General features: G+C 64.2%; 26 protein-coding genes. 14 read left to right on the top strand and 12 right to left on the bottom strand.

The window, feature by feature from the left end:
* The first annotated feature begins 7 nt into the window (after positions 1–7).
* Both ACROSR_RS11565 and ccrA read left to right on the top strand, forming a co-directional pair.
* A complete protein-coding gene (locus ACROSR_RS11565; protein ID WP_432685175.1) occupies positions 8–1,381 on the top strand; it encodes a 1-acyl-sn-glycerol-3-phosphate acyltransferase in 1,374 nt (457 codons plus the stop codon).
* A gap of 136 nt (positions 1,382–1,517) precedes the next feature.
* Positions 1,518–2,804: a crotonyl-CoA carboxylase/reductase gene (gene ccrA / locus ACROSR_RS11560; protein WP_432685173.1), complete on the top strand. Its 1,287-nt coding sequence runs from the start codon at positions 1,518–1,520 to the stop codon at positions 2,802–2,804.
* Positions 2,805–2,887: 83 nt separating this feature from the next.
* On the opposite strand, the gene ACROSR_RS11555 is transcribed toward ccrA, so the two are convergent.
* A complete protein-coding gene (locus ACROSR_RS11555; protein WP_432685171.1) occupies positions 2,888–3,808 on the bottom strand; it encodes a manganese-dependent inorganic pyrophosphatase in 921 nt (306 codons plus the stop codon).
* A 100-nt stretch (positions 3,809–3,908) separates the two neighbouring features.
* A complete protein-coding gene (locus ACROSR_RS11550) occupies positions 3,909–4,610 on the bottom strand; it encodes an exopolysaccharide biosynthesis protein (RefSeq protein WP_432685169.1) in 702 nt (233 codons plus the stop codon).
* Positions 4,611–4,767: 157 nt separating this feature from the next.
* Between ACROSR_RS11550 and groES the strand changes: the two genes are divergently transcribed.
* Positions 4,768–5,079, top strand: coding sequence for a co-chaperone GroES (gene groES / locus ACROSR_RS11545; protein ID WP_432685167.1), 312 nt, complete (start codon positions 4,768–4,770; stop codon positions 5,077–5,079).
* A 51-nt stretch (positions 5,080–5,130) separates the two neighbouring features.
* Positions 5,131–6,780 carry a chaperonin GroEL gene (gene groL, locus ACROSR_RS11540; protein WP_432685165.1) on the top strand — a complete coding sequence of 550 codons (1,650 nt, stop codon included), beginning with the start codon at positions 5,131–5,133 and terminating at the stop codon, positions 6,778–6,780.
* Between the two features lie 117 nt (positions 6,781–6,897).
* On the opposite strand, the gene ACROSR_RS11535 is transcribed toward groL, so the two are convergent.
* Positions 6,898–7,755: an SDR family oxidoreductase gene (locus ACROSR_RS11535; RefSeq protein WP_432685163.1), complete on the bottom strand. Its 858-nt coding sequence runs from the start codon at positions 7,753–7,755 to the stop codon at positions 6,898–6,900.
* A 119-nt stretch (positions 7,756–7,874) separates the two neighbouring features.
* Here ACROSR_RS11535 and ACROSR_RS11530 point away from each other — a divergent pair, with 119 nt between their 5' ends.
* A complete protein-coding gene (locus tag ACROSR_RS11530; protein WP_432685161.1) occupies positions 7,875–8,363 on the top strand; it encodes a transglycosylase SLT domain-containing protein in 489 nt (162 codons plus the stop codon).
* A gap of 52 nt (positions 8,364–8,415) precedes the next feature.
* Here ACROSR_RS11530 and ACROSR_RS11525 read toward each other — a convergent pair whose 3' ends face one another.
* The gene (locus ACROSR_RS11525; RefSeq protein WP_432685159.1) at positions 8,416–9,171 is read right to left on the bottom strand and encodes a class II aldolase and adducin N-terminal domain-containing protein; all 756 of its coding nucleotides are present in this window, start codon (positions 9,169–9,171) and stop codon (positions 8,416–8,418) included.
* A gap of 205 nt (positions 9,172–9,376) precedes the next feature.
* On the opposite strand from ACROSR_RS11525, the gene ACROSR_RS11520 reads away from it, so the two are divergent.
* The 3 genes from ACROSR_RS11520 (at position 9,377) to ACROSR_RS11510 (ending at position 12,376) form a co-directional block, all read left to right on the top strand.
* Positions 9,377–10,861 (top strand): AMP nucleosidase, encoded by a 1,485-nt coding sequence (locus ACROSR_RS11520; RefSeq protein WP_432685157.1) that lies wholly within the window; start codon positions 9,377–9,379, stop codon positions 10,859–10,861.
* 133 nt (positions 10,862–10,994) lie between these two features.
* A complete protein-coding gene (locus ACROSR_RS11515; protein ID WP_336417964.1) occupies positions 10,995–11,282 on the top strand; it encodes an HU family DNA-binding protein in 288 nt (95 codons plus the stop codon).
* A 221-nt stretch (positions 11,283–11,503) separates the two neighbouring features.
* Positions 11,504–12,376, top strand: a complete 873-nt coding sequence (locus ACROSR_RS11510) for a DMT family transporter (RefSeq protein WP_432685155.1) — start codon at positions 11,504–11,506, stop codon at positions 12,374–12,376.
* Between the two features lie 123 nt (positions 12,377–12,499).
* Here ACROSR_RS11510 and aroC read toward each other — a convergent pair whose 3' ends face one another.
* Together aroC and ACROSR_RS11500 are read right to left on the bottom strand one after the other, a co-directional pair.
* Complete coding sequence (aroC, locus tag ACROSR_RS11505) at positions 12,500–13,603, bottom strand: chorismate synthase (protein ID WP_432685153.1); 1,104 nt, start codon at positions 13,601–13,603, stop codon at positions 12,500–12,502.
* 116 nt (positions 13,604–13,719) lie between these two features.
* A complete protein-coding gene (locus ACROSR_RS11500) occupies positions 13,720–16,200 on the bottom strand; it encodes a penicillin acylase family protein (RefSeq protein WP_432685151.1) in 2,481 nt (826 codons plus the stop codon).
* 98 nt (positions 16,201–16,298) lie between these two features.
* On the opposite strand from ACROSR_RS11500, the gene ACROSR_RS11495 reads away from it, so the two are divergent.
* Positions 16,299–17,171 (top strand): NAD(P)-dependent oxidoreductase, encoded by an 873-nt coding sequence (locus tag ACROSR_RS11495; RefSeq protein WP_432685149.1) that lies wholly within the window; start codon positions 16,299–16,301, stop codon positions 17,169–17,171.
* Positions 17,172–17,255: 84 nt separating this feature from the next.
* Here the strand turns inward: ACROSR_RS11495 and ACROSR_RS11490 are convergent, their stop codons facing one another.
* Complete coding sequence (locus ACROSR_RS11490; RefSeq protein ID WP_432685147.1) at positions 17,256–18,473, bottom strand: MFS transporter; 1,218 nt, start codon at positions 18,471–18,473, stop codon at positions 17,256–17,258.
* An 86-nt stretch (positions 18,474–18,559) separates the two neighbouring features.
* Between ACROSR_RS11490 and ACROSR_RS11485 the strand changes: the two genes are divergently transcribed.
* The 3 genes from ACROSR_RS11485 (at position 18,560) to ACROSR_RS11475 (ending at position 20,560) form a co-directional block, all read left to right on the top strand.
* A complete protein-coding gene (locus tag ACROSR_RS11485; RefSeq protein WP_432685145.1) occupies positions 18,560–19,189 on the top strand; it encodes a DNA-3-methyladenine glycosylase family protein in 630 nt (209 codons plus the stop codon).
* The gene (locus ACROSR_RS11480; RefSeq protein WP_432685143.1) at positions 19,186–19,851 is read left to right on the top strand and encodes an alpha/beta hydrolase; all 666 of its coding nucleotides are present in this window, start codon (positions 19,186–19,188) and stop codon (positions 19,849–19,851) included. Before ACROSR_RS11485 ends, ACROSR_RS11480 begins: the two co-directional genes overlap by 4 nt.
* 223 nt (positions 19,852–20,074) lie before the next feature.
* Complete coding sequence (locus tag ACROSR_RS11475; RefSeq protein WP_432685201.1) at positions 20,075–20,560, top strand: fasciclin domain-containing protein; 486 nt, start codon at positions 20,075–20,077, stop codon at positions 20,558–20,560.
* Positions 20,561–20,640: 80 nt separating this feature from the next.
* On the opposite strand, the gene ACROSR_RS11470 is transcribed toward ACROSR_RS11475, so the two are convergent.
* The 4 genes from ACROSR_RS11470 to smpB all read right to left on the bottom strand — a co-directional run bounded on the left by ACROSR_RS11470 (position 20,641) and on the right by smpB (position 23,650).
* Entirely contained in the window at positions 20,641–21,825 is a 1,185-nt protein-coding gene (locus tag ACROSR_RS11470) for an amino acid aminotransferase (RefSeq protein ID WP_432685141.1), read from the bottom strand.
* The gene (gene sseA / locus ACROSR_RS11465; protein WP_432685139.1) at positions 21,825–22,682 is read right to left on the bottom strand and encodes a 3-mercaptopyruvate sulfurtransferase; all 858 of its coding nucleotides are present in this window, start codon (positions 22,680–22,682) and stop codon (positions 21,825–21,827) included. Before sseA ends, ACROSR_RS11470 begins: the two co-directional genes overlap by 1 nt.
* 89 nt (positions 22,683–22,771) lie before the next feature.
* Positions 22,772–23,062, bottom strand: a complete 291-nt coding sequence (locus tag ACROSR_RS11460; protein ID WP_432685137.1) for a hypothetical protein — start codon at positions 23,060–23,062, stop codon at positions 22,772–22,774.
* A 111-nt stretch (positions 23,063–23,173) separates the two neighbouring features.
* Positions 23,174–23,650: an SsrA-binding protein SmpB gene (smpB, locus tag ACROSR_RS11455; protein ID WP_432685135.1), complete on the bottom strand. Its 477-nt coding sequence runs from the start codon at positions 23,648–23,650 to the stop codon at positions 23,174–23,176.
* A 184-nt stretch (positions 23,651–23,834) separates the two neighbouring features.
* Here smpB and ACROSR_RS11450 point away from each other — a divergent pair, with 184 nt between their 5' ends.
* Complete coding sequence (locus ACROSR_RS11450; protein WP_432685133.1) at positions 23,835–24,668, top strand: LOG family protein; 834 nt, start codon at positions 23,835–23,837, stop codon at positions 24,666–24,668.
* A 61-nt stretch (positions 24,669–24,729) separates the two neighbouring features.
* Entirely contained in the window at positions 24,730–25,389 is a 660-nt protein-coding gene (locus tag ACROSR_RS11445) for a hypothetical protein (protein ID WP_432685131.1), read from the top strand.
* Between the two features lie 39 nt (positions 25,390–25,428).
* Here ACROSR_RS11445 and der read toward each other — a convergent pair whose 3' ends face one another.
* The gene (gene der, locus ACROSR_RS11440) at positions 25,429–26,892 is read right to left on the bottom strand and encodes a ribosome biogenesis GTPase Der (RefSeq protein ID WP_432685129.1); all 1,464 of its coding nucleotides are present in this window, start codon (positions 26,890–26,892) and stop codon (positions 25,429–25,431) included.
* Positions 26,893–26,933 lie beyond the last annotated feature (41 nt).

Below are 26,933 nucleotides of genomic sequence, written 5' to 3'. Positions count from 1 at the left end.
AGGGGGCATGTTTCAAACTATCGAGATGCCCGTCTGGGTCCTGCTGTTGTTGCTCGGGTTCGCGACGGTCACCTTCGCGTCGCATTTCCTGTTTCCGTCCGTGCGATGGTTCTTCCGCCGCAGGCTGGAGCGGGCGGTCACCAAGCTCAACAAACGGCTGCAACGCCCGATCGAGCCGTTCAAGCTGGCGCGGCGCCATGACATGATCCAGCGGCTGATCTACGATCCCGAGGTCACTCGGGCCATCGTCGATCACGCCAAGGCGCGCGGTGTTCCTGAAAACGTGGCCTTCGCGCGGGCTCGGGGCTATGCGCGCGAGATCGTGCCCAGCTTTTCCGCCAGCGTGTATTTCGGGTTGGCAATCACCCTGGCAAAATGGGTCAGCCAAGCCTTGTATAACGTGCGCCTGGGGCATTTCGAGGACGAGGCCCTCGCCGGAATCGATCGCGACGCGACCGTCGTTTTCGTGATGAACCACCGCTCCAACATGGATTACGTCCTGGTCACGTGGCTGGCCGCCGAACGCTCGGCGCTCAGTTATGCCGTGGGGGAATGGGCGCGCGTCTGGCCGCTGTCACGGCTGATCAAGGCCATGGGGGCCTATTTCATCCGCCGCAGATCGCGCGACGACCTCTACCGGCGGGTTCTGGCCCGCTACGTGGGCATGGCGACCGATGGCGGCGTGACGCAGGCGATCTTCCCCGAAGGCGGGCTCAGCCTGACCGGCGCGCCGCAAGAGCCCCGCCACGGCCTTATCAAGTACATCGTCGAAGAGCGCGAGTCCGATGCGCGCGACGTCGTCTTTGTCCCCGTGGCGCTGAATTACGACAGGGTGTTCGAGGACCGCCTTCTGATCGCAGCGGGCCGGGTCGGCGGGCGCAAGTTTCCCGCGCGGATCAGCGTGATCGCGCGGTTCGTTCTGTGGCAGGCATGGCTGTGGCTGCGCGGGCGGTATCACCGGCACGGCTATGCGGCGGTCAGTTTCGGTGCACCGATGTCGCTGCGGGCCTATCAGGCGGATCATCCCACCGCAGATTCACGCGGGCTGACGCGCGCCCTGATGGCGCGGATCCGGGCAGAGGTGCCGGTGCTTCCCGTGCCGCTCGTCGCGCGGGCGCTATTGCTCGCAGACGGCCCGCTCAGCGCCGACGCGCTGGAGTCGCGGGTCGGGCGCATGATCGACGCATTGCCGCGCGCCCATCTTCACAGGCCGCAGGGTGATCCCGAGAACGGGGCGCGATTCGGCCTTCAGATCCTGCGGGATCGCGGTCTGATCGAGGATCGGGGCGGTGACATTGCCCCGGCCGAGGCCGAGCGCCCGGTTCTCGAGTATTATGCCGCCTCGATCGCGCATCTCTTTGACGGTCACAGTGCGGCGTGACAGATTTTTCTGCGCTTGCTCGGTCATAAAGTTACAAAAGCACGCTCTAGACTATTGCAATATTACCTATCGCTCAGTATCCCGGTAGCGAACAGTCCGATTCTGCAGTGCGGCAACAAGGAACAGGAGGCTCATCATGGCTTTGGATACCGACACGGGCATCGCGCCCTACGAGGCACCCGAAAAGGATCTCTACGAGGTCGGCGAAATGCCTCCTTTGGGATATGTTCCCAAGCAGATGTATGCGTGGGCAATCCGTCGCGAGCGTCATGGCGAGCCGGAAAAATCATTCAAGCAAGAGGTTGTCGACACCTGGGAGATCGACAGTCACGAGGTGCTGGTCCTGGTGATGGCCGCGGGCGTCAATTACAACGGTGTCTGGGCCGGTCTGGGAGAGCCGATCAGCCCCTTCGACGGCCATGGCGCACCCTATCACATCGCCGGTTCGGACGCGTCGGGTATCGTCTGGAAGGTTGGCGACAAGGTCAAGCGCTGGAAGGTCGGCGACGAGGTCGTGATCCATTGCAACCAGGATGACGGCGACGACGAGGATTGCAATGGCGGCGATCCGATGTTCTCGCCGACGCAGCGCATCTGGGGCTACGAGACGCATGACGGGTCGTTCGCGCAATTCGCGCGCGTGCAGGCGCAGCAGTTGATGCCGCGCCCCAAGCACCTGACATGGGAGGAAAGCGCGTGTTACACGCTGACGCTGGCCACCGCGTACCGGATGCTGTTCGGCCATGCGCCGCATGACCTGAAACCCGGTCAGAACGTGCTGGTCTGGGGCGCGTCGGGGGGCCTCGGCTCGTACGCGATCCAGCTTGCCAATACCGCGGGGGCCAACGCCATCGGCGTGATTTCAGACGAAAGCAAGCGCCAGTTCGTGCTGGATCAGGGCGCCAAGGGGGTCATCAACCGCAAGGAATTCGACTGCTGGGGGCAATTGCCAAAGGTGAACACCCCCGAATACAATACCTGGCTGAAAGAGGCGCGCCGCTTTGGCAAGGCGATCTGGGAGATCACCGGCAAGGGCGTCAGCGTCGACATGGTGTTCGAGCATCCCGGCGAAGCGACCTTTCCGGTCTCGACGCTGGTCTGCAAGAAGGGCGGCATGGTCGTGATCTGCGCCGGGACCAGCGGGTTCAACTGCACCTTCGACGTGCGCTACATGTGGATGCACCAGAAGCGCCTTCAGGGCAGCCATTTCGCGCATCTCAAGCAGGCCTCGGCGGCCAACAAGTTGATGATCGAACGGCGGCTGGACCCCTGCATGTCCGAGGTGTTCGCCTGGACCGAAATTCCGCAGGCGCATACCAAGATGCTGCGCAACGAGCACAAGCCGGGCAACATGGCGGTGCTGGTTCAGGCCCCGCGCACCGGGCTGCGCACGGTCGAGGACGTGATCGAGGCCGGCAAGTAACACGCGCCCCGATCACCGAAAAGGCCCGCGGGGTGTGTCCCTCCCGCGGGCCTTTTTTGTTCCGTCCATCGGCGATCAGAGCATCAGGTCGTCAGGTTGGGGATGATCTGCTTCTTGCGGCTCATCACGCCGGGCAGGACCACGGTGTCGCCCGAGACGGTCACGCCGAAACTCTTTTCGGCCACGGTCCTGACCAGATCGTTGGGCACAAGCAGCGTTGCCGCTTCGTTGAGGATATCGACCACGAACAACAGCACGTGATCGACGCCATCCTCGGCGGCAACGGATGTCATGCTGTCCATCAGGCTGGCCTTGCGATCCAGCACCATGTCCGGCGCGGTCGTTTCCAGCACGCTGACGCGGAATTTGGTGCCGCCGACCTCGTATTCCTTGGAATCCATGCGCAAAAGCTCGGCATCCGAAAAGGCCGAGACATCGGATTTCGCGGCGAACATCTCGGCCGCATAGTCGGGAATCGAAATGCCGAGATCGGCGGCGAGACGTTCGGCCACCGCCTTGTCATGCGCGGTCGTAGTGGGCGAACGGAATTCCAGCGTGTCCGACAGGATACAGGTCAGCGCGGCCCCCTTCATCGCCTTCGGCATCTTGGTGGCGTCGTCGCCCATCAGGTCGATCATGATCGTCGCGGTGCAGGCCAGTGGACGCACGGTGATGTCGATCGGGCCCTTGGTCTCGAGACCGCCGACGAGCTTGTGATGGTCGATGATCGCCTGCACATCGGCGTCGTTGATGGTTTCGGGCAGTTCGGCGGGGTTGTTGGTGTCGACGATCACGCAGGGCTGGCCGGCCTCCACGCCGTCGATGATGCGCGGCTTGGGCAGGTCCCACTTGTCTAGCATGAAGGCAGCCTCGGTGCTGGGCTCTCCCAGAAGGACGGGTTCGGCCCCGGTGCCTTTCACCCCGTTGAGGTACCATGCCCAAAGGATCGGCGAGCCTGTGGAATCGGTGTCGGGGGATTTGTGGCCGAAAACGAGGGTGGTCATGATCTTCTTCCTGTGTGGTGGTGCGTTGTTCTCGCGCACCCTATAAGGGGCCGCGCGCGGTTTGTCACCCGTCGATGCTGCGGTGCGGCAATGGCCACGATCACCCCAGCATGAGGACAGTCTGCGTCACGAGCGCTGCGCCCGCCGCCACGAGCATGTAACCGGCAAGCATGAAAACCCCGTCGCGTGCGAACAAGCCGATGGCAAACAGCGTCATGCCCGAGGCCAGCGTCGAGGTCAGGAACGGCACGAACTCGATCAGCGGCATCAGGAACGAGACGGTGCAGAAAATCAGCAGCGCGGGCAGGTTGCCCGGCTTGTCCGCAAGCCATGTCAGCCGTTCGTTGATCCACGGGTCCACGATCGCGACGGGACGGCGCAAGGCCGCGACAGCCCGGCGCAAGCGCGTCGCGTCCACCGCGCGGTCCAGCAGGAACACCGGCAACCAGATGCGTTCCTGTCCGAACAGCATCTGCAACGCCACCAACCCGACCAGCAGGGACAGGAAGCTGGGCACACCGGGCACGGCCGAGATCGGTGACACCAGCGCAAGGCACGGCACCAGAAGCATCGGCGTGAACGCGCGCGGTCCAAGCAGCTCCAGCACGTCCCGCACGGACACCCGGTTGTCGCCGGTCTCATGCTCGAGCTGATCGAGCAATCGCATCAGGTTGTCGCGCCGTGAAACGGGCGCCGCTGGCGATGTCTTGGCCTTGTTGGGGGCATCGGTCATGCACATGATATAGAGCAGACGATGCGCGATCACCATCACGTCCCGCATGACAATATCATGACGTTTCATGGCAGCCGGCGGGGGCGACAGGTGACGGTGTGCAGGTGTCTTGACATCACCGCGGCGCAACCTTAATACCCTGCTTGTTAGCACTCAGCATTGAGGAGTGATAACGATCCCCGAGTAGGGATCATCGAGGGAAACTTTGAGCTAAGGAGCCTCAGAGATGGCATTTAAACCGCTGCATGACCGCGTGCTCGTTCGCCGCGTTGAGAGCGAAGAAAAGACCGCCGGGGGCCTTATCATCCCCGAAACCGCCAAGGAAAAGCCGCAGCATGGCGAGATCGTTGCCATCGGCGACGGTGCGCGCAAGGAAAACGGCGACCTGATCGAGATGGCCGTCAAGGCCGGTGATACGGTCCTGTTCGGCAAATGGTCGGGCACCGAGGTGACGATCGACGGCGAAGAGCTGTTGATCATGAAGGAAAGCGACATTCTGGGTATCATCGACGACGCCAAGGCCGTGCAAGCCGCCTGAAGGCCGTACATCGTCTGATATCCCGGAACACACAAAAAGGAGCATCTGAAAATGGCTGCCAAAGACGTAAGATTTGACACCGATGCGCGTAACCGCATGGTCAAGGGCGTGAACACGCTGGCCGATGCGGTCAAGGTCACGCTGGGTCCCAAGGGCCGCAACGTGGTGCTGGAAAAGAGCTTTGGCTCGCCGCGCATCACCAAGGACGGTGTGTCTGTCGCCAAGGAGATCGAACTGGAAGACAAGTTCGAGAACATGGGCGCGCAGATGGTGAAAGAAGTCGCCAACCGCACCAATGACGAGGCCGGCGACGGCACCAGCACGGCCACCGTGCTGGCACAGGCGATCGTCCGCGAGGGCGTCAAGGCCGTGTCCGCGGGCATGAACCCGATGGACCTCAAGCGCGGTATCGACCTTGCGACGGCGAAAGTTGTCGAACATATCAAGGCCGCGGCCCGCAAGGTCGAGAACTCTGACGAGATCGCGCAAGTCGGCACAATCTCGGCCAACGGCGAACGCGAAATCGGTCGTCAGATCGCCGACGCGATGCAAAAGGTCGGCAACGAGGGTGTCATCACCGTCGAAGAGAACAAGGGCCTCGAGACCGAGACCGACGTGGTCGAGGGCATGCAGTTCGACCGTGGCTACCTGTCGCCGTACTTCGTGACCAATTCCGACAAGATGATCGCGGAACTGGATGACTGCCTCATCCTGCTGCACGAGAAGAAACTGTCGAGCCTTCAGCCGATGGTGCCGCTGCTCGAGCAGGTGATCCAGTCGCAGAAGCCGCTGCTGATCATCGCCGAGGATGTCGAGGGCGAGGCGCTCGCAACGCTCGTCGTCAACAAGCTGCGCGGCGGGCTCAAGATCGCGGCCGTCAAGGCGCCGGGCTTTGGTGATCGTCGCAAGGCCATGCTGCAGGACATCGCCGTCCTGACCGGCGGGCAGGTGATTTCCGAGGATCTGGGCATGAAGCTTGAATCCGTGACCATGGACATGCTCGGTTCGGCCAAGACCGTGAACATCACCAAGGACGAAACCACCATCGTCGACGGCCACGGGGACAGCGCCGAGATCGAGGCACGGGTCTCGCAGATCCGTACCCAGATCGAGGACACCACGTCCGATTACGACCGCGAGAAGCTGCAGGAGCGGGTTGCCAAGCTGGCCGGCGGTGTGGCCGTCATCCGCGTCGGCGGCATGACCGAAACCGAGGTGAAAGAGCGCAAGGACCGCGTCGATGACGCGCTCAACGCGACCCGCGCCGCGGTTCAGGAAGGCATCGTCGTCGGCGGTGGCGTGAGCCTTGTGCAGGGCGCCAAGTCGCTTGAAGGTCTGACCGGCGAAAACACCGATCAGAATGCCGGCATCATGATCGTGCGCAAGGCGCTTGAAACGCCGCTGCGCCAGATCGCCGAGAACGCGGGTGTCGACGGGTCCGTCGTGGCGGGCAAGATCCGCGAAAGCGACGACCTGAAGTTCGGCTACAACGCGCAGACCGACGAATATGGCGACATGTTCAAGTTCGGCGTGATCGACCCGGCCAAGGTCGTGCGCACCGCTCTGGAAGATGCCTCTTCGATCGCGGGCCTGCTGATCACCACCGAAGCGATGGTCGCCGACAAGCCTCAGAAAGAGGGTTCCGGCGGCGGCGGCGGTGGCGGCATGCCCGACATGGGCGGCATGGGCGGCATGATGTAATCTGCCGTCTCCATCGGAGCCAGGAAAAGGGTCGCGCCTGTCGCGGCCCTTTTTTTACGTGCGCTCTCGCGGGGGACGTCGGACTTCGAGTATTTTTGGAAAGATGAAGCCGGATGGTCAGCGTTCTTCGGTCGCGATCATCGCCTTCAGCCCGCTGCGATAGTCGGGATGGATCAAGCGGACACCGAGCGTGTCCCGGATGCGCCGGTTCGAGACGCGCTTGGATTCGGAATAGAACGAGCGTGCCATCGGTGACAGGTCCGCCGAGTCGAAATCGACGGCCTCGGGTAGCGGTTGGCCAAGCAGCTCGGCGGCGAAGGCGATCACGTCCTGCGGCGGGGCCGGATCGTCATCGCAGAGGTTGTACACGGTGCCGGGGCAGGGCGCGTTGATCGAGGCGTCGAGACCCTGCGCGATATCGTCGACATGGATGCGGCTGAACACCTGCCCCTGTTTCATGATGCGTCGGGCCGTGCCTTGCCGGACCTTCTCGAAGGGGCCGCGGCCGGGTCCGTAGATGCCTGCAAGCCGAAAGATGTGAATGGGCAGGTCCGGAATGGCCTGCCATGCAGCCTCGGCGGCGACGCGGAGTTCGCCGCGCCGGGTCGACGGGGTGAGGGGGGTGCTCTCATCGACCCATTCTCCCTGGTGGTCGCCATAGACACCCGTGGTCGACAGGTACCCGGCCCATGCCAGGCGTGGTGCGATCCGGGCGATATCCGCTGCGTGGCGTGCCAGAACCGGATCACCGTCTTCGCCCGGACCCACGGAACTAAGCAGATGGGTGGCCTCGTCCAGCGCGGATTCGATCTCGGCGCCGTCCCACAGAAGCGGGATGACGCCTTCGGCGCGCAGGACGTCCGCCTTGGTGGTGTCGCGTGTCGTGCCGTAGATGCGCCAGCCCCGTGGCACCAGGCGCTTTGCGAGGGCGCGTGCCGAATAGCCGTGTCCGAATGAGAAAAGCACCTTGTCCATGCCGAATACATGGCCCGGACCGGCGCGAATGGCAAGCTTTCGCCCATGGTGAACGATCCCTCTGGCGGCGGGCGGCGCGGGCAGGCATTCTGCACGTGTCGTTCAATGCCGGATCCGCCATGCCGCACCCCTCGCGCCGCCGCGTTCTTGCCCTGCTTGCCCTCGCGCCGCTCGGGGCGTGTTCGCACCCCACGGTGGCGACCCGCAACGCCGCCTTTGCGCCGGACGAGCGTCCGCTGCACGCCAACGAGACCCCCGCGCTGCGCCGGCTTATCCGCCGCTATGCCGATCACTACGAGGTGCCGCGTGCCCTCGTGCATCGTCTGGCGATCCGCGAGAGCAGGCACCGCCCCTGGGCGCGCAACGGGCCTTATTACGGGCTGTTGCAGATCCTGCCGCAGACAGCCCGCACGATGGGCCATCGCGGCCCGCCCGAAGCATTGCTGGATGCCGAGACGAACCTCAAATACGGTGTGAAATACCTTCGGGGCGCGTGGCTTGTGGCCGAGGGCGATCCGGATGCGGCGATCATGTGGTATGCGCGCGGATATTACTACGAGGCCAAGCGCAAGGGATTGCTGGTCGAAACCGGGCTGCGGCCGGGGTGACGCGGCGCAGCGTGCGCCGCGCCGCCGCGATCACCGGATCTCGGACCCGGTCTCAGCTTGCGTAATCCGCGCCTTCCGCGTCGAGAAGCGCTTTTATTTCCGACAGGTGACGGTAGGCCTGTTCGGGGTAGCTGTCGAGCTCCTGCGCGGTCTTTTCCGCCACCTCGTCGGACAGGACCCGCAGCGGTCGACCGGTCTGGAGCGCGCGGATGTAGTTCTCTGCCGCGCGTTCGAAATAATAGAGGCGGTTGAACGTATCGGCCACGGTATCGCCGATGACCATCACCCCGTGATTGCCCATGATCATGACCTTCTGCTTGGGGTCATGGAACAGCCGCGCGCAGCGTTCGCCCTCTTCCTCGAAGGCGAGCCCGCCATAGCCCTCGTCCACCACGTGCCGGTTGAAGAACGTCGCGCTGTTCTGGTCGATGGCCGGCAGGCGGCTGTCGGCGAGGCTGGCCAGCACGGTGGCATGGGTCGAATGCACGTGCATGGCGCAGCGGGCGTGCGGGCAGTGCCGGTGCAGCCCGCCATGCAACCCCCAGGCGGTCGGGTCGGGCGCGTCCGGCCGGTTCAGGGTTTCAGGGTCGTTCGCGTCCACCACAAGAAGGTCGCTTGCCCGGATGCGCCCGAAATGCATCTGGTTGGGATTGATCAGGAACTGCGTGCCGTCGTCGTTGACGGTAAGGCTGAAGTGGTTTGCCACGGCCTCGTGCATGTCCAGTCGCGCGGTCCAGCGAAAGGCGGCGGCAAGATCCACACGGTCCTGCCAGTTTTCCATGTTGGGCTTCAGTTCGGTCACGTTCATGTCGCGGTCCTCTCATCCTCGTCAATGGGTCAGCCGGCGACCCCGGGCACATCCGGCGTATCCGCGACGCCGTCGAGACGCGGGGTCGCGTGTGTGGGAATCAGGCGGTGTCATCGCCGATGCCGCTTGTTTCACTTGATGGCAGCTTGATCGTCCCTCTGGCCCGTGTCAACGTGATGCCGATCCATCACGACGGGACGCACGCATGAGACCGACCGAGAGCACGGCCCCGATCCAGACACCTGATCTGCCGGCGCCAAGCGAGTTCACCGATGCGCGTGCGGCGGTCGACCGTCTGTGCCAGCTTTATGACACCGCGGTACGTTTCCTGTGCAAGACCTTCGTCGACGCGCTGAACGGGGATATCCCCGCCTCGCGCGTCCGGGCGTTCTACCCGGAGATCCGTCTGACCACGGATACCTATGCCAAGATCGACAGCCGGCTCAGCTTTGGCCACGTGTCGTCGCCGGGCACCTATGCGACGACGATCACCCGGCCCGATCTGTTTCGCGCCTATCTTGAACAGCAGATCGGGTTGCTGATCGAAAACCATGGCGTGCCCGTCTGGATTCGCGTGTCCGACACGCCCATTCCGGTGCATTTCGCCGTGGCGGCCGCTGCCGATCTCACGGTGCCGCAGGAAGGGGCGGCGGAGTTTACCCTGCGTGACATTTTCGACGTTCCGGACCTCGAGACCACCAACGACGATATCGTCAACGGTACCTCGGGCCGGGGTCACGGAGATGCCGCGCCGCTGGCGCTGTTCACGGCGCAGCGGGTGGATTATTCGCTGGCGCGACTGGCGCATTATACCGCGACCGACCCGAAGCATTTTCAGAACCACGTTCTGTTCACCAATTACCAGTTCTATGTCTCGGAATTCGAGGCCTATGCGCGTCGCATGTTGGCCGACAAGGCCAGCGGATACACCGCCTTTGTCAGCACCGGCAATGCCGAGATCACCGAGGCCGAGGCGTCGTTGCCCGTGCCCGACCGGCTGCCGCAGATGCCGACCCATCATCTCAAGCGCGCGGATGGTTCGGGCATCACGCTGGTCAATATCGGCGTGGGGCCCTCGAATGCCAAGACGGCGACGGATCACATCGCGGTGCTGCGCCCGCATGCCTGGGTGATGGTGGGCCATTGCGCGGGGCTGCGCAATTCGCAGTCCCTGGGCGACTTCGTGCTGGGGCATGCCTATCTGCGCGAGGATCGCGTGCTGGATGCCGATCTGCCCGCCTGGGTGCCCATTCCCGCGCTTGCCGAAATCCAGATCGCCCTGCAAGAGGCGGTGGCGGAGGAGACGAAACTCGAAGGGTTCGAGCTCAAGCGCGTGATGCGGACCGGCACGGTGGCCAGTGTCGACAATCGCAACTGGGAGCTGCGCGATCATAGCGGTCCGGTGCAGCGTCTGTCGCAATCGCGCGCCATCGCGCTGGACATGGAAAGTGCCACGATCGCGGCCAACGGGTTTCGTTTTCGCGTGCCCTACGGCACGTTGCTGTGCGTGTCCGACAAGCCGCTGCAGGGCGAATTGAAACTGCCCGGCATGGCGTCGGATTTCTATCGGTCACAGGTGGCGCGGCACCTGATGATCGGCATTCGCGCGATGGAATTGCTGCGCCGGATGCCGTTGGAGCGCATCCACAGCCGCAAGTTGCGGTCTTTCGAAGAGACGGCGTTCCTGTGACTTGGGAAAAAAACCTGCACAAAATACGCGGAAATTACTAGTGTGTGCCCACCAGACGTTGTGTTTCACCACAAAATGTCATTAAATCGCGATCACGGGGCCCAAGAGACGGGCAGTTGAAGGAGACCAAGAAATGGCAAAACCCATGACAAAGACCCAACTTGTGACCGCTCTGGCCGAGGAAATGGGCAGTGACAAGAAAACCGCGGGCAGCGCTCTGGATGCGGTCATCAACGTGATCACGCGAGAAGTGTCCGAAGGTGGGGCCGTGACCCTGCCGGGGGTCGGCAAGATCTATTGCCGCGAGCGTCCCGAACGCATGGTGCGCAACCCCGCCACCGGCGAGCAGATGCCCAAGCCTGCCGATCGACAGGTGAAGGTGACCATTGCCAAGGCGTTGAAAGACAGCGTCAACGGTTGATCCCGGTCCGGGATGCGTCAAGAGGCTGTCCCTTGGGGATGGCCTTTTGGCGTTTTCCCCTTGCATGCGGGCACGGACGCCGGAATGACTGCGACACAGCCGGGCCCGTGGACCCAAGGCGTCGCGCGGGTTCGGGTGCCTCTCATCCGGGCATCAGGGCGCCGAAGCAGGGCGCGTGTCTGGAAGGGGGCGCCACAGGCACTGAAACGGCAGGGGCGTGAATGGATATCCGGGCAATCTTGATGGGGCTGACCTTCGCGGTGATGTGGTCGTCGGCCTTCACATCGGCGCGGATCATCGTGGCCTCGGCCCCGCCGCTAACGGCGCTCAGTCTGCGGTTTCTGTTGTCGGGCCTGTTCGGTGTGCTGATTGCGCGCGCGCTTGGTCAAAGCTGGCACCTGACGCCCGCCCAATGGCGCGCGACCATCATCTTCGGCATCTGCCAGAACGCACTTTATCTCGGGCTCAATTTCATGGCGATGCAGACCGTCGAGGCGGGGCTGGCCGCGATCATTGCCTCCACGATGCCGCTGCTTGTCGGCCTTGCCGGCTGGTTGATCTTCGGCGAGCGGATCGGCGTGATGGGGGTCGTCGGGCTCGTGTCGGGGGTGATCGGGGTGACGATCATCATGGGCGCAAGGCTGGATGGCGGGGTGGACCTGTACGGGCTCGGGCTTTGTGTGGCGGGTGTGATCGCGCTGACGTTTGCCACGCTGGCGGTGCGCGGTGCCACGTCGGGGGGCAACTTCCTGATGGTGGTCGGCCTGCAAATGCTTGTGGGCAGCCTTGTTCTGGGGGTCGTGGCGGTGCCGCTGGAAACCTTCGAGGTGGACTGGTCGTGGACCCTGGTCGCGGCGTTTGTCTACACCACTCTGGTGCCGGGGCTGGCGGCGACGCTCGCATGGTTCTGGCTGGTGAACCGCATCGGCGCGGTCAAGGCGGCGACCTTTCACTTCCTCAACCCGTTCCTCGGCGTGGCGATCGCGGCGCTGATCCTTGGCGAAACCCTGAGCGTGCAGGACCTTGTCGGCGTCGCGGTGATCATGCTGGGTATTCTAGCGGTCCAGCTGTCGCGGCAGAAACGCGTGGTGTGAGGTCAGATTCGGGGCCAACCCCCAAACGCCGCATAATTGGGGGCCAGCCCCCAAACGCTGCATAATTGGGGGCCAGCCCCCAAACCCCCGGGGTATTTCAACCAAGAAGAAACAGCCGCCTTGTCATCCGATCCGGCCGCGCGGCCCGTCGCCCACCTGGCCGCGATGCAGCAGCAGATGGTCGAGGAGCACGCAGGCCATCATCGCCTCGGCCACCGGGACCGCGCGGATGCCCACGCACGGATCGTGCCGCCCCTTTGTGACGACCTCTGTCGGTGTGCCGTCGACGGTGATCGAACGGCGGGGCGTCAGGATCGAGGAGGTCGGCTTGACCGCGAAGCGCACGACAATGTCCTGTCCGGTCGAAATCCCCCCGAGAATGCCGCCCGCGTGGTTCGAGCCGTATTCGGGTCCGGCCTCGCCCATGAAGATCTCGTCGGCATTGGCGCTTCCGGTTAGACCTGCCGCGGCCATGCCCTCGCCGATCTCGACCCCTTTGACGGCATTGATCGACATCATCGCCGCCGCCAGTTCGGTGTCTAGTTTGCCGTAGATCGGCGCACCAAGCCCGGCGGGGGCACCGCGCGCCACGACCTCGATCATCGCGCCGACAGAATCGTGCCGTTTGCGCAGATCCTGCAGGTAGGCTTCCCAGTCCGTGGCGGCCGCTGCATCCGGCAGCCAGAAGTCGTTGCCGTCGATGGCATCCCAGTCGAACCGCGCCCGGTCCAGTTCAATGTCGCCCATGGCGACCATGTAGCCCTTGACCGCCAGCCCGGGTGCAAGCTGGGCAAGCGCCGCGCGGGCCACGCCGCCCGCGGCCACCCGCGCCGCCGTCTCGCGCGCCGAAGACCTTCCGCCGCCGCGGGGATCGCGCAGCCCGTATTTCAGGTGATAGGTGATGTCGGCATGGCCCGGCCGGAAGGTTCGCGCGATGTCGCCGTAATCGCGGGACCGCTGGTCGGTGTTCTCTATCATCAACTGGATCGGCGTGCCGGTGGTCTGTCCCTCGTAGACACCCGACAGGACACGTACCGCGTCGGCCTCCTGGCGTTGCGTGGTATTCTTGTTCTGGCCGGGGCGGCGCCTGTCCAGCCAGTGCTGCAGCGTTCCCTCGTCCAGCGCGATACCGGGCGGGCAGCCGTCCACCGTCGCCCCGAGGGCAGGACCGTGGCTCTCGCCCCAAGTGGTAAAACGAAACAGGTGGCCGAATGTATTGAGGCTCATGCGCGGAACTCCTTTCGCCATGACCTAGACGTGCCAAGGGTGCGCCTCAAGCGATTTTACCCCAACATGCCGCCGCGCGACGATGCTTTTTGCGACGAGGTCCGCGACACTGCCGGTCAGTCCGTCGCCGGCAACATCTCGGTCACGCCCACGGATGCGGCCCGTGCGAGGCCAGGATCAAGGGACATCGGGATGTATTCGCCGCGGCGCCACAACTCGGCGAGATTGTCGTAATACCGGCTCAGGAAATGACCGGACTGACCCGTCGACATGATGAACACGCTGCTGTCGGGATCGGCAAAGTCGTAGGCCCCCCGATAGCCCGCGCCGTGGACGTTCTCGAACGGGTTCGGCCCGTCGCCGCCGCGTGTGCGTCCGCGCATCAGCGTGTTGTCACCGCCGGATGTGGATTGCCGGATGTTGACGAAATAGCGCAGCAGCGGCACGTCGCCGAGAACCTGGTGATCGTGCGTCGCCTGGTGCGCATCCCCCCACCGCAGACTTTCGAGCGATGATCCATAGCGCTCGGATATCCACAAGAGCGCATCGTCAAGCGCCAGGCGTGCAATATCCGAGCAGCGTTCCGTCGCGGCCGACTGGCGCACGTCGCACCACGCCGAGGCGCCGTCCACGTCGCGGAACACGCGTTCGATGAAGACAGGGTCGGGATGATCGAACTCGCGGGCGAGCGGGCCCAGATCGTCGCGGATCAGCCGGTCCATCAATGCGCGCATCCAGGCGGCATATATCAGCGGTTCGGGCAGATGTTCGTTCATCTCGCCGTTCCAGTCGGCCAGAAGGTCCAGCGCGCGCCGGCGCAGTCGCGCCTGGGTGCCCTCGGGGGCGGCCTCGCCGGTGAACCACAGGTCCGCGCCGATAAGCGGAAGCAGCGAGCGCGCGGTAAAACTGACCGTATCGAGCTGGGCCTCGATGAAACTGTCGCGGGTATGCCCGGCGCGATCCTGCATCAGCTTGCGCCAGCGGTTGATGCGCTGTGTGTCGCCCCAGAAATGGCTGACATGCAACGGAAAGGGGCGATCGACCAGCTTGTTGTTGGTGTTGCCAAGTATGCCGCCCCGCGGGCCCACGAATTCGGGGTTGGCGGCATCCGGCAGCATGCCTTGCCAGCGGTTCTCGGGGGCCCATCCGCGTGACGGCATGCGGCCCTCGCTTTCATGCCGGGCGGTGCGTCGTGGCATCGCGCCAATCAGGCGCATGGCGATGGTATCCTGATCAGCCAGTATCAGGTTCTGCGAGGGGGCGATGAAATCGCGGCTCTGCTCCAGCGCGTCCTCGACCGTCTGCGCCCGCATCAGCCCCATGGCCGCGCTCATGGTGGTGTCCGCGCCGCTGAGCGCGGTCCAGGCGACCGAGGCGACGTGGCCCTGCGGGGTCACCTCGTCCAGGTCGTAATGACTGCCGGGCAGGACCGGGCCATTTTCGGTCCAGCGCAGGGTCAGCGTGATCGGATCCGCATCCTTGATCTCGATGATCGTCCGGGCGGTCCGGAACGGCGCCCAGCCGTCCGGCGTGCGGTATTGGTCGGTGTCGTCGGGGTTGACCTCTTCGATATAGACATCCTGATCGTCGAGATACGAGGACGTGATCCCCCACCCCAGCTGCGCATTGCGCCCGGTCAGGATTGCGGGAATACCGGGGATCGTGCCGCCGATGACGCCGCCGGTCTCCAGTTCCAGCCGCGCGAGATACCAGATCCCCGGCGCCGAGAACCCCAGATGCGGATCGTTGGCGACAAGCGTACCCCCCGAGGCCGACCGGGATGTGGCGGCGGCAAAGGCGTTCGAGGCACCGGCAAAGGCGCGCCTGTGGAACGGTGATAGCGGATGGTCGGTCACCTCTGCGGCGGCCGTTGCCGTGTGCCCGAATTCCGAGTCCGGAAACAGGCTGGCATATTCGGGCAGCGCCGCGATCCCGCTGCCCGGTGCAAGCGGAATGATATCATCAAGGCGTGCGGGGTCGTCCAGTTCCAGAGAGGTGCGCGCGAACAGCACCTCGTTGGCGAGGTGCCCCGATAGTTTCACCGCCATCAGCTTGATCAGGGCGATGGAATCGGCGGGCTGCCACGGCGCGATCGGCGCGTTGAACACGAACTGTTCGGGCGCGCCCCGGCCCAGAGCCTCGCGGTTGATCTCTGTCAGGCGCGCGTTCACACCATCGGAATAGGCCCTGAGCGCCGCGCGCGTCCCCGCGTCCTGCGCCGCAACCGATTGGCGGGCCACTGTATAAAGACCAAAGCGGCGCATCGTGGTGTCGATCCTGACCGTGCGCGGGCCGAACACCTCCGACAGGCGTCCTTGCGCCGTGCGGCGCATCGTCGTCATCTGCCACAGCCGATCCTGCGCATGGGCATATCCGAGGCCAAAGAAGCTGTCGGTATCGGTCTGCCCGAACACATGCGGGACGTTCGCGGTGTCGCGCACGATTTCCATCGGGGCATCGATGCCGGTCACCGACAGCGTCTTGTCATATTCGGGCAGCGAGCGTGACAACAGCATGTACCCCGCCAGCACGGCCAGCAGCACCAGCAGCACCGACGCCCCGGCCGCCCGCAAAAGCCATTTCATCACCACTGCCACGGGGTTTGCCCTCTCCGAGTTTCCGCTTGCATCCCTGGCGGGGATAGTCAGAAATCACTGACGTGACAATGAAAACACACGATACGAGGAGGGGAAGAATGACAAAGCTTGCATTTCTGGGGCTCGGTGTCATGGGCTACCCGATGGCTGGGCACCTTCAGGCCGCGGGGCATGATGTCTGTGTCTACAACCGGACCAGCTCCAAGGCGGAGGCGTGGGTCGCCGAGCATGGCGGCCGACACGCGGCCACCCCGCGCGAAGCGGCGGCCGGCGCGGAGGTCGTCATGGCCTGCGTCGGCAATGACGACGATCTGCGCAGTGTCTGTCTCGGCGCGGATGGCGCATTAGCCGGAATGGCCGACGGTTCCATCTTCGTCGATCATACCACGGTTTCGGCCAAGGTGACCGAAGAGCTTTACGCCGGCGCGCGCACCCACGGGGCGAGTTTCGTGGACGCGCCCATTTCCGGAGGCCAGGCCGGCGCGGAAAACGCGCAGTTGTCGATCATGTGCGGCGGCGACGAGAGCGCCTATGCCGCGGCCGAGCCGATCATGAACACCTATGCCAAGCTGTGTCGCCGGATCGGTGACAGCGGCGCGGGGCAGATGACCAAGATGTGCAACCAGATCGCAATCGCGGGACTGGTTCAGGGCCTGTCCGAGGCACTGCATTTCGCGGAAAAGGCCGGGCTTGACGGGCGCGCGGTGGTCGAGGTGATCAGCCAGGGCGCAGCCGGCTCGTGGCAGATGGCGAACCGCTACGAGACGATGCTCGACGACAAGTGGAACCACGGCTTCGCGGTGGACTGGATGCGAAAGGATCTGGGGATCTGCCTTTCGACCGCGGACGAAACCGGCGCGGCCCTGCCGGTGACAGCCCTTGTCGATCAGTTCTACAAGGACGTGCAGAACATGGGCGGTGGACGGTGGGACACCTCAAGCCTGATGGCCCGGCTGCGCAAACTGGGCTGATCTGACAGCATCCGGCGGGGCCTCAGACGCTCCGCCGGTTTCTTCTTGGCAAAAATACCCAAATCCCGCCCGAAAAGCCGGCGATCACGCCTCTCTGGGGCGCATCATCAGCCAGATGAGCGCGCCTCCGGCAAGCATCAGGAATGGGGCCATGGCGATGTTGACGGCCGCCCAGCCCATCTGCGCGCTGCTGCCGGAACAGTTCATCAACCCGCCCGACGCAAGCGAGGCGAAGGTCACGCCCCCGAATACCAGAAGATCGTTGAGCCCCTGCATCCGGCCGCGCTCATGCGCGCCGTGAGCCCCGGCGAGCATGGTCGTCGCTCCGATGAAACCGAAATTCCAGCCCAGACCCAACAGGACCAAGGCGATGAAGAAATTTCCCAGGTCGACACCCTGCAAGGCCACGGCCCCGGCGCCTGCAAGGATCACAAGACCGGTCGCCACGATCTTCTCTACCCCGAAGCGGGCGATCAGGTGCCCGGTGAAAAACGACGGGACATACATCGCCAGCACATGGGCGGTGACGATGTCCGCCGCGTTGCCCTCGTCGAAACCGCAGCCGACGACCGCCAGCGGGGTCGAGGTCATCACCAGGTTCATCAACGCGTAGGACACCATGGCGCAGATCACCGCCACGGCAATGCGCGGGGTCTTCAGAAGCTCGATCCGCGTGCGCCCGCGCGGTGCGTCCTCGGACGGCATCGGCGGCTTGGGGATGTCGAGCATGAGAAACAGGAACGCCCCCACGAGGTTGAGCGCGATCACCGCCAAGTACGTGCCGAAGAACGGGATCACCATTGCCTGCGAGGTGATCTTCACCAGTTGCGGTCCGATGATCGCGCTCAGCAGCCCGCCGGCCATCACATAGGAAATCGCCTTGGGCCGGAACGCCTCGGTTGCCGTGTCGGCCGCGGCAAAGCGGTAGAACCCCTGCGCCGACATGTAGGTGCCGGTAATCAGGCTGCCTGCAAGGAAGATGGGGAAGGACGCGACATACAGCCCGTAGGCCCCGACCGCGCCCCCGAGCGCCCCGGCCATCGCGCCGATGATGAAGCCTGCGCGCCGGCCATAGCGCTGCATCACGTACGAGATCGGCGTCGCCGACAGCATTGATCCCAGCACGATCAGCGAGATCGGCAGGGTCGCGAAACACGGGTTGCCGGCCAGCGATTGCCCCGCCAGACCGCCGACCACGAAGATCATCGGCATCTGCGCGCCGAGGATCGCCTGTGCCGCCACAAGCACACCCACGTTGCGCTTGGCTTGACTGTCATCCTGGTGGAGGGCGGTATCGGTCATGCAGACGTGCTAGCCCCGGCCGCTGTCGGGTGCAAGCGTGATATCGCCCCCTTGGTCTTTGGCCCAAAGCCTCTATGCTCGCCCCCATGACTGGACGCATCATCGAGACCGAAGCCGACGTCGCCGAGGGCGCGCAGCATCTTGCACGCTGCTGCCCGCGCATGGCGCATGCGTATGAAATCACCGGAGAATTGCCCCTGCGCCGCCGCGCCGACGGCTTTGCGGAACTTTTGAACGCGATCATCAGCCAGCAGGTCAGCGTGGCCTCGGCCAACGCGGTTCAGGGCCGGATGGAGACGGCGGGGCTGACCGAGCCGCGCGCGATCCTTGCCGCAAGCGACGAGGCGTTGCGCGCCGCCGGCCTCAGCCGTCAGAAGGCGCGCTATGCCCGCGCGCTTGCCGATGCGGATATCGATTATGCCGCGTTGCGCACCGCGCCGGATGACGAGGTTGTCGCCACGCTGACGCAAGTTCCGGGGATCGGTGTCTGGACGGCGGAAATCTATGCGATGTTCAGCCTGGGCCGCGCCGATATCTTCGCCCCCGGCGATCTTGCGATGCAGGAATCCGCGCGTCTTCTCTACGATCTGCCCGCGCGTCCCAAGCCTGGCGCCTTTCGTGAGATGGCGCAGGCCTGGTCGCCGTGGCGTGCGGTTGCCGCGCGCCTCTTGTGGGCGTATTACCAGAGCGTGAAGGACAGGGAAGGGATCAGATGACACGGGTATTGACGGCGAACCGCAGGGGGCCACACTCGGGCGAGACACGGTCGGCGGTGGTGTTCCTGCACGGCTACGGAGCGAATGGCGCGGATCTGATGGGCTTGGCCGATCCGCTGGCCGAGCATCTGCCCGACACGCTGTTCGTGGCCCCCGACGCGCCCGAGATCATCCCCGGCATGCCGACGGGCCTGCAATGGTTTCCGATCCCCTGGATCGACGGGTCGAGCGAGGAAGAGGCCGAGCGCGGGATGATCGCGGCGGCCGCGGACCTGAACGCGTTTCTCGATGCGTTGATGGTGGACGAGGACCTGTTGCCCGAGCAGGTGGTCCTGTTCGGCTTCTCGCAAGGATCGATGATGGCGCTGCACGTAGCGCCGCGGCGCGAGGACGAGGTCGCGGGCGTCGTCGCATTTTCCGGACGCATCCTGTCGCCCGACATGCTGAAAGACGCCACGCAAAGCCGCCCGCCCATCCTGCTGGTGCATGGCGATGCCGATGATGTGGTGCCGGTGCAATCCATGCCCGAGGCAGCCGAGGCGTTGCAGGAAGCCGGCTGGAAGGACGTCTTTGCCCATGTCATGAAAGGCACGGGGCACGGGATCGCGCCCGACGGTCTGAACGTGGCACTGGCCTTCATGCGTGACAAGCTGGGTCTTTGAGATACCGGCGCTCGGCCCGTGTGCCAAAGCCGCGTTTTTCCGGCCCGCAATCACAAGACCGTGAGTTGATTTTTCAAGGCACCGTGGCTTAGCGCAAGGATCTGCGGCGTCAAACCGCGTCGGCGGGAAACCCCGGTGAACCAACGCGATCGACCGCGCGTATTGTGTTTGATGATGCCGCATCCGGTGTCATCGAAACCGATACTCAAGGGAGTTCAAAATGATGTTTCGCAGAACCTATCTCGCCCTCGCGGCCGCGACACTGATGACCGGTCCGGCCTTTGCCGACAACCACGGAGAGGCGAAGGACATCGTCGATATCGCGGCTGGAAACGAGTCGTTCTCGACCCTCGTAGCTGCGGTCAAGGCCGCGGACCTTGTCGACACGTTGAAGGGGGAAGGCCCGTTCACCGTCTTCGCGCCGACCAACGACGCCTTCGCGGCACTGCCCGAGGGCACGGTCGAAATGCTGCTCGAGCCGGAGAACAAGGACCAGCTGACCGCAATCCTGACCTATCACGTGGTGCCGGGCAAGGTGATGTCCGGCGATCTGTCCGACGGCATGATGGCGACGACCGTGCAGGGCGGTGATGTGACCATCGGCACCGAAGGCGGCGTGACCGTCGACGGCGCGAATGTTGTCGATGCGGATATCGAGGCCAGCAACGGTGTCATTCACGTGATCGACGCCGTGATCATGCCCGAGTGATCTGACCGATCAGCACCATGACGAAGGGGCGGTCCTTGCGGGCCGCCCCTTTTCGTTGCCGATCGCGACTTCGCGCGTATTCAGACACCCACGTCGATCATCGCGCGCGCAAGGATCGGCACGGTCCGGTCATTCAGCCCGGCGATGTTGATCCGGCTGTCGCCGACCATGTAGATGCCGTGCTCTTCGCGCATCTTCTCGACCTGCGCGGGCGTCGCGCCAAGCCGCGAGAACATGCCGCGGTGCTGCGCGATAAAGCCAAACCGGTCCGATCCCGAAAGCTTTTGCAATTCGCCGGCCAGTTGTTCGCGCAGCTTCAGCATGTTCAGCCGCACGTCCTCCAGCTCGGCCTGCCAGTCGGCGCGCAAGTCGTCATCCGTCAGCACCATGCCCACCAGTCGCGCGCCGTGATCGGGCGGGAAGGAATAATTCTGCCGGTTGAGATAGGCGAGATTGCCTTGCGTCACCTTTTGCAGCGCCTTGTCCTGGGCGACCGCCATCAAGATGCCGGTGCGTTCACGGTAGATGCCGAAATTCTTGGAACAGCTTGCCGCGATCAGCGTCTCGGGGCAGTTCGCCGCGACATGACGGACCGCCGCCGCGTCATCCTGCAACCCGTCGCCAAAGCCCTGATAGGCGATGTCGATCATCGGCAGGGCGCCCTTGGCGTTCAGCAGATCGACGACCCGCTGCCATTCGGTCATGTTCAGGTTCGCGCCGGTCGGGTTGTGGCAGCAGCCATGCAGCAGCACCACGTCACCTGCCCGCACCTGATCCAGATCCGACAGCATCGCCTCGAAATCCACCGCGCAGGTGGTGCTGTCGAAATAGCGATAGGGCACCATCTCCATGCCCATATGCGCAAGGATGCTCAGGTGATTGGGCCAGGTCGGGTCGGACACGAAGACGCGCGCACCGGGATTGACCATCTGGACCAGTTCGAACGCCTGCCGCACCGCCCCGGTCCCGCCCGGCGTGGCGATGGTCGAGACCTGATCGCGCGCCACCGCGTCGCCCAGCACCAGCCCCACCATCGCGTCGGTGAACACCGGATCGCCCGCAAGCGCCGTGTAGGCCTTGGTCGTCTCGGCCTCCCACAGCTGTTTTTCGGCCTGCTTGATGGCGCGCATGATCGGGGTCACGCCCTCGGGTGTCTTGTAGACGCCGACGCCCAGATCGATCTTGGTCTCGCGGGGGTCATCGCGGTAGGCTTGACCCAATGCGATGATCTTGTCGGCGGGTTTTTCCTTGAGATGTTCGAACATCATGCCTCTCCTGTGGCGACGGGCAGCGTCGGAAACGCGCCCCATTCGGTCCATGACCCGTCATAAAGCGCATGGTCGTTCTTGCCGATCCGCTCCAGCGCCAGATTTATCACCGCGGCGGTCACACCCGATCCGCAGGACGTGATCACCGGCTTGGACATATCGACCCCGGCATCGGCAAAGACGGCGCGCAGCGCGTAAGGGTCCTTCATCGTCTTGTCGTCGTTCAACAGCGCGGTATAGGGCACGTTCCGCGATCCCGGAATATGCCCGGCGCGCAGCCCCTCGCGCGGCTCCGGCGCCTCACCGCGAAACCGCGCGGCGGCACGGGCATCAAGGATCTCGTGATCGCCCAACTTGGAGGCCGACGACACCTGCGTCACGTCCCGCACCATGTGGTTCTGACGGCGCACGGTCATGTGGCGATCGCGCACGACCGGGGGCAGATCCTCGACGGGGCGGCCTTCGGCCTGCCATTTGGGAAACCCGCCATCGAGGACGGCGATATTGTCCTGTCCCATCAGGCGGAACAGCCACCAGACCCGCGCGGCGGAAAACAGGCCCTTGGTGTCGTAGACCACCACCTGATGCCCGTCGCCGACCCCCATGGCCCGCAGGCGCGACATGAATTTCTCGACCGGCGGCGCCATATGTGGCAGTTCCGAGCGGGCATCGCTGACATCGTCGATATCGAAGAACCGCGCACCGGGAATATGGGCGACCTCATACTCGGGGCGTGCGTTACGATCTTCGTCGGGCATGAACAGCGTGGCGTCCAGAACCCGCAAGTCCGGGTCTTTCAGGTGGGCTGCCAGCCAGTCAGTGGAAACAAGGGTCTTCGGATCATCTGTTGCCATTGGCACCCCCGGATTGCGACACCTAAGTGCTACAGTCTGGGACCGCGAAGGGCAAGACCGCGCCACCCGCGCCAGGCCGTGGCAGGCGCTTATTTGACCAGCCGTTTGCGGATCGCCCCGAGGATTACGAGGATCAGGGCGCCACCGATGCCACCGATGACGAAGGGGCCCATGATCGCGCCGACCTCACCGATCTGTCCGCCCCCGGCAATCCGGGCAAGGGCCGTCGCCCCCAGCATCGACAGGACCTGTGCGCCGATCCCGCCGCCGACGATCCCGGCAAGCGAATTGCCGATCGTGCCAAGGCTATAGCGTTTCAAAAGCCCCCCGGCGACATTGCCGCCGATGGCCCCCGCGATCAGACTGATGATGAGTTCCATGATATCCCATGACCCGATGACTTGCGCGACGCGCGTCGGATGTCACCCCGGCGGCACATCGCCTTGCTACACAAGCCTTTGCTGCCCGTGCAAGCCCCGTGCGGCACCGCGTCACTCGCGCTGTTTCAGCAGCCTCTGCTTCTGGCGGTTCCAGTCGCGCTCTGCCTCGGTGTGGCGCTTGTCGTGCTTCTTCTTGCCCTTGGCGATCCCGATCTTGATCTTGGCGATTCCGCGGTGGTTGAAATACAGAACCAGCGGTACCAATGTCATGCCCTTGCGCTGCGTCGCGTTCCACATCCGGGCCAGTTCGCGGCGCGAGGCCAGCAGCTTGCGCCGCCGCCTGTCGTCATGGCCGAACCGGCCCGCCTGCTCGTAGGGGGCGATATAGGCGTTCACAAGCCACAGTTCGCCATGCTCGACCGCTGCGTAGCTTTCGGCGATGTTGGCACTGTTGACGCGCAGGGACTTGACCTCGGACCCTTCAAGGATGATGCCGCATTCGAGATCGTCCTCGATGTCATAATCGTGCCGCGCGCGCCGGTTCTCGGCGATCACCTTGTAGTTCGGATTGTCCTTTTCCTTGGTCATTCCGACCCTCTATCGCCACGCGCCGGCCCTGTCCAGCGGCGCCGCCCGTTCGGGCCGGGCATCGCATGCGATTGACGGGGTGGATGCCGTGCCTGCTACGGCTTTTCGCAAATCGGTTTGCCTTTTCTTGTCTTTTCAAAGCCGATAGGCGTAAGATCCGAGGCCCAGACAAGGATCCCCCGCGATGCAAGATGACCGACCAAGCCAGTTCCGCGATGCCCAGGCGGATCGGTCCACCGCCGAACAGGTGCCCGACACCGCCCAGACCCGCGCGCCGGCCTATCGCCTTGCCTTCGCCGATGATGATTTCCTGTGCCGTGACGAACTTCGCCCGGTGCGACTTCAGCTCGAATTGCTGAAACCGGAGATGATCCTGAACGAACGCGGCATCCAGAGCACGGTGGTCATGTTCGGCGGCTCGCGCATCCCCGAGCCCGCGCACAAGGCCACGGCCCGGACCGAAACATTGGCCAACCTGTCGCAATACTACGACGAGGCGCGCAAGTTCGCGCGTCTGATGACGGAAAAATCCATGGCAAGCTACGGACGCGAGAACGTGATCGCGACCGGCGGCGGACCGGGCGTGATGGAGGCCGGCAATCGCGGGGCCGCCGATGCGGGCGGCGCGTCCATCGGGCTCAACATCGTGTTGCCGCATGAACAGGCCCCGAACGAATACGTGACGCCGGGACTGTGCTTCAACTTTCACTATTTCGCCATCCGCAAGATGCATTTCCTGATGCGCGCGAAGGCGATCTGCGTCTTTCCGGGCGGCTTCGGGACGCTGGACGAGACCTTCGAGGCCCTGACCCTCATCCAGACGGATCGAATGAAGAAAGTGCCGTTTCTGCTGTTCGGCGAACACTTCTGGCGCGCGATCATCAACTGGGAGGCACTGGCCGAGTCCGGGACCATCAGCGCGGAGGATCTCGATCTTTTCAGCTTCGTGGAAACCGCCGACGAGGCGATGGAGCTGATCCGGACATGGCCCGATCCGGGCATTTGCGATACGGCTTGATGCACCGTCCGGCGTGGCCTATCCGGGCCGGGGACCATACGTCTTGAACTGGAGCTGTCAGATGACCACCGAAACCGTCGACCGTAGTCTCTTGGCCCTGATCGTCCTGACCCTGATCGCGAGCGTGGTGATCGCGCTTGCCGCGCCGCAGTATTTCGACCAGACATTCGCGGCCGAGGATCGGCTGGTGGAATACGGCACGGCCGTGTTCCTTCTGGTGGCCAGTGCCGTGCAGGTCCGACGGGCCGTTGGGCAGGCGCGGCGCGTGGCGTGGGTCGCGGCGGCCCTGACGATGATCTATGCACTTTTGTTCTTTTTCGCGGCGGGCGAGGAAATTTCCTGGGGTCAGCGGATCTTCGACTGGGAGACCACCGAGTTTTTCGAGGAAAACAACGCGCAGGGTGAAACCAATTTCCATAATTTCGTGGTCGGCGGGCAACCGCTTACGCGCACACTGTTCGGCAGCGTCCTGACAACCGCGCTGCTGTTGTATCTCGTGGTGCTGCCGTTGCTTTACCCGCGTGTGGCGCTGATCCGCCGGTTGGCCGATGCGCTTGTCGTGCCGGTGCCGGGGCTGCGGCATGCGGGGTTCGCCGTCGTCGCCAGTCTGGTGATCGCCGTGATCGAGCCGTCGCGCAAATGGGAAGTGTACGAGTTGATCTTCGCCCTGCTTGCGACGTCGATCTTCATTCTGCCGACGAACCGGGACAAGATCGACTGATCGCGGGCGGCGTATGATGCGACATGCGCCGCCGGGCCATCATTTGGCCGATCGTCCCGAGATATGTTTGCGCAGGCTTGACGGTCCGGGCTTTTTCTTTGCCTTGTACGGGTTCTTGGCCGATTGACTGCGCATGTGCAGGCGGATCGGTGTTCCGGGCATGTCGAAATCGTCGCGCAACCCGTTGATCAGGTAGCGTGTGTAGCTTTCGGGCAGTTTGTCGGGATGGCTGCACATCACGACAAAGCCCGGCGGCCGGGTCTTGGCCTGCGTCATGTAGCGCAGCTTGATCCGGCGGCCGCCGGGGGCGGGGGGCGGGTGCTGTTCAAGCATCCCCACCAGCCAGCGATTGAGTTGCGCGGTCGTGATGCGCCTGTTCCAGACGTCATGGGCCTTTTCCACGGCGGTGCGCAGCCGGTCGAGGCCGCGCCCGGTCTTGGCCGAGACCGTCACCAGCGGCGCCCCGCGCAGTTGTGGCAGCAGACGCTCGAACGCCTCGCGCAGATCGCGCAGTTTCCGGTTCTTGTCGGTTTCCACGTCCCATTTGTTCACGGCCAGCACCACCGCGCGGCCCTCGCGTTCGGCCAGATCGGCGATGCGCAGGTCCTGCTGTTCGAACGGGATGGCGGCGTCCAGAAGGACGACGACAACCTCGGCGAACTTCACCGCCCGCAGCCCGTCCGAGACGGACAGTTTTTCCAGCTTGTCCTGCACCCGCGCCTTCTTGCGCATGCCGGCCGTGTCGAAGATGCGCACCGGCAGCCCGTCCCAGTCGATCTGCAACGAAATCGAGTCGCGTGTGATGCCGGGTTCGGGTCCGGTCAGCAGACGATCCTCGCCGAGGATCTTGTTGATCAGCGTGGATTTCCCGGCATTGGGCCGCCCGACGACGGCGATCTGGAGCGGGCGCGCCTCGGTCGGGCTGTGATCGCGTGCATCGAGGGTCTCTCCCTCTTCCGTCACGGCGATATCGGTCTCTGGGGCGTCCGCCTCGGCGCGGGCCTCGAACTCATCGGCCAGAGGCATCAATTGCGCGTAAAGCTCGTTCAGGCCCTCGCCATGTTCCCCCGACAGGCGAATGGGCTCGCCCAGGCCAAGGCCCCAGGCCTCGATCACGCCCGCATCGGCGGCGCTGCCTTCGGACTTGTTGGCCCCGAGGATGACGTGGCCCGATCGTTTGCGCAGGATCTCGGCAAAGATCTCGTCCGTCGGGGTGACACCCGTGCGCGCGTCGATCAGAAACAGGCAGACATCCGCCATGTCGACCGCGTGCTCGGTGAGCCGCCGCATGCGTCCCTGCAGGCTTTCGTCGCGCGCATCTTCCAATCCGGCCGTATCGACCACGGTAAAGCGCAGGTCGCCCAGGCGTGCGTCACCTTCGCGCAGATCGCGGGTGACACCGGGTTGATCGTCCACAAGTGCGAGGCGCCGGCCGACAAGCCGGTTGAACAGCGTGGATTTGCCCACATTGGGGCGCCCCACTATGGCGAGGGTGAAAGACATGGATCAGGCTCCGCTCCGGCGTCAGACAGGTCTCGTACATG

This window comes from Roseovarius tibetensis (assembly GCF_050896375.1).
GTDB classification, from domain to species: Bacteria; Pseudomonadota; Alphaproteobacteria; order Rhodobacterales; family Rhodobacteraceae; genus Roseovarius; species Roseovarius tibetensis.
The sequence above is the reverse complement of the archived record's forward strand: the minus strand, read 5'-3'. Positions and strand labels throughout refer to the sequence as shown.

Bases quoted from the DNA above. Each gene is read 5' to 3' on its own strand.
- ACROSR_RS11565 (WP_432685175.1), top strand. From the start codon at position 8: ATGTTTCAAACTATCGAGATGCCCGTCTGGGTCCTGCTGTTGTTGCTC.
- ccrA (WP_432685173.1), top strand. From the start codon at position 1,518: ATGGCTTTGGATACCGACACGGGCATCGCGCCCTACGAGGCACCCGAA.
- ACROSR_RS11555 (WP_432685171.1), bottom strand. From the start codon at position 3,808: ATGACCACCCTCGTTTTCGGCCACAAATCCCCCGACACCGATTCCACA.
- ACROSR_RS11550 (WP_432685169.1), bottom strand. From the start codon at position 4,610: ATGAAACGTCATGATATTGTCATGCGGGACGTGATGGTGATCGCGCAT.
- groES (WP_432685167.1), top strand. From the start codon at position 4,768: ATGGCATTTAAACCGCTGCATGACCGCGTGCTCGTTCGCCGCGTTGAG.
- groL (WP_432685165.1), top strand. From the start codon at position 5,131: ATGGCTGCCAAAGACGTAAGATTTGACACCGATGCGCGTAACCGCATG.
- ACROSR_RS11535 (WP_432685163.1), bottom strand. From the start codon at position 7,755: ATGGACAAGGTGCTTTTCTCATTCGGACACGGCTATTCGGCACGCGCC.
- ACROSR_RS11530 (WP_432685161.1), top strand. From the start codon at position 7,875: ATGCCGCACCCCTCGCGCCGCCGCGTTCTTGCCCTGCTTGCCCTCGCG.
- ACROSR_RS11525 (WP_432685159.1), bottom strand. From the start codon at position 9,171: ATGAACGTGACCGAACTGAAGCCCAACATGGAAAACTGGCAGGACCGT.
- ACROSR_RS11520 (WP_432685157.1), top strand. From the start codon at position 9,377: ATGAGACCGACCGAGAGCACGGCCCCGATCCAGACACCTGATCTGCCG.
- ACROSR_RS11515 (WP_336417964.1), top strand. From the start codon at position 10,995: ATGGCAAAACCCATGACAAAGACCCAACTTGTGACCGCTCTGGCCGAG.
- ACROSR_RS11510 (WP_432685155.1), top strand. From the start codon at position 11,504: ATGGATATCCGGGCAATCTTGATGGGGCTGACCTTCGCGGTGATGTGG.
- aroC (WP_432685153.1), bottom strand. From the start codon at position 13,603: ATGAGCCTCAATACATTCGGCCACCTGTTTCGTTTTACCACTTGGGGC.
- ACROSR_RS11495 (WP_432685149.1), top strand. From the start codon at position 16,299: ATGACAAAGCTTGCATTTCTGGGGCTCGGTGTCATGGGCTACCCGATG.
- ACROSR_RS11490 (WP_432685147.1), bottom strand. From the start codon at position 18,473: ATGACCGATACCGCCCTCCACCAGGATGACAGTCAAGCCAAGCGCAAC.
- ACROSR_RS11485 (WP_432685145.1), top strand. From the start codon at position 18,560: ATGACTGGACGCATCATCGAGACCGAAGCCGACGTCGCCGAGGGCGCG.
- ACROSR_RS11480 (WP_432685143.1), top strand. From the start codon at position 19,186: ATGACACGGGTATTGACGGCGAACCGCAGGGGGCCACACTCGGGCGAG.
- ACROSR_RS11475 (WP_432685201.1), top strand. From the start codon at position 20,075: ATGTTTCGCAGAACCTATCTCGCCCTCGCGGCCGCGACACTGATGACC.
- ACROSR_RS11470 (WP_432685141.1), bottom strand. From the start codon at position 21,825: ATGTTCGAACATCTCAAGGAAAAACCCGCCGACAAGATCATCGCATTG.
- sseA (WP_432685139.1), bottom strand. From the start codon at position 22,682: ATGGCAACAGATGATCCGAAGACCCTTGTTTCCACTGACTGGCTGGCA.
- ACROSR_RS11460 (WP_432685137.1), bottom strand. From the start codon at position 23,062: ATGGAACTCATCATCAGTCTGATCGCGGGGGCCATCGGCGGCAATGTC.
- smpB (WP_432685135.1), bottom strand. From the start codon at position 23,650: ATGACCAAGGAAAAGGACAATCCGAACTACAAGGTGATCGCCGAGAAC.
- ACROSR_RS11450 (WP_432685133.1), top strand. From the start codon at position 23,835: ATGCAAGATGACCGACCAAGCCAGTTCCGCGATGCCCAGGCGGATCGG.
- ACROSR_RS11445 (WP_432685131.1), top strand. From the start codon at position 24,730: ATGACCACCGAAACCGTCGACCGTAGTCTCTTGGCCCTGATCGTCCTG.
- der (WP_432685129.1), bottom strand. From the start codon at position 26,892: ATGTCTTTCACCCTCGCCATAGTGGGGCGCCCCAATGTGGGCAAATCC.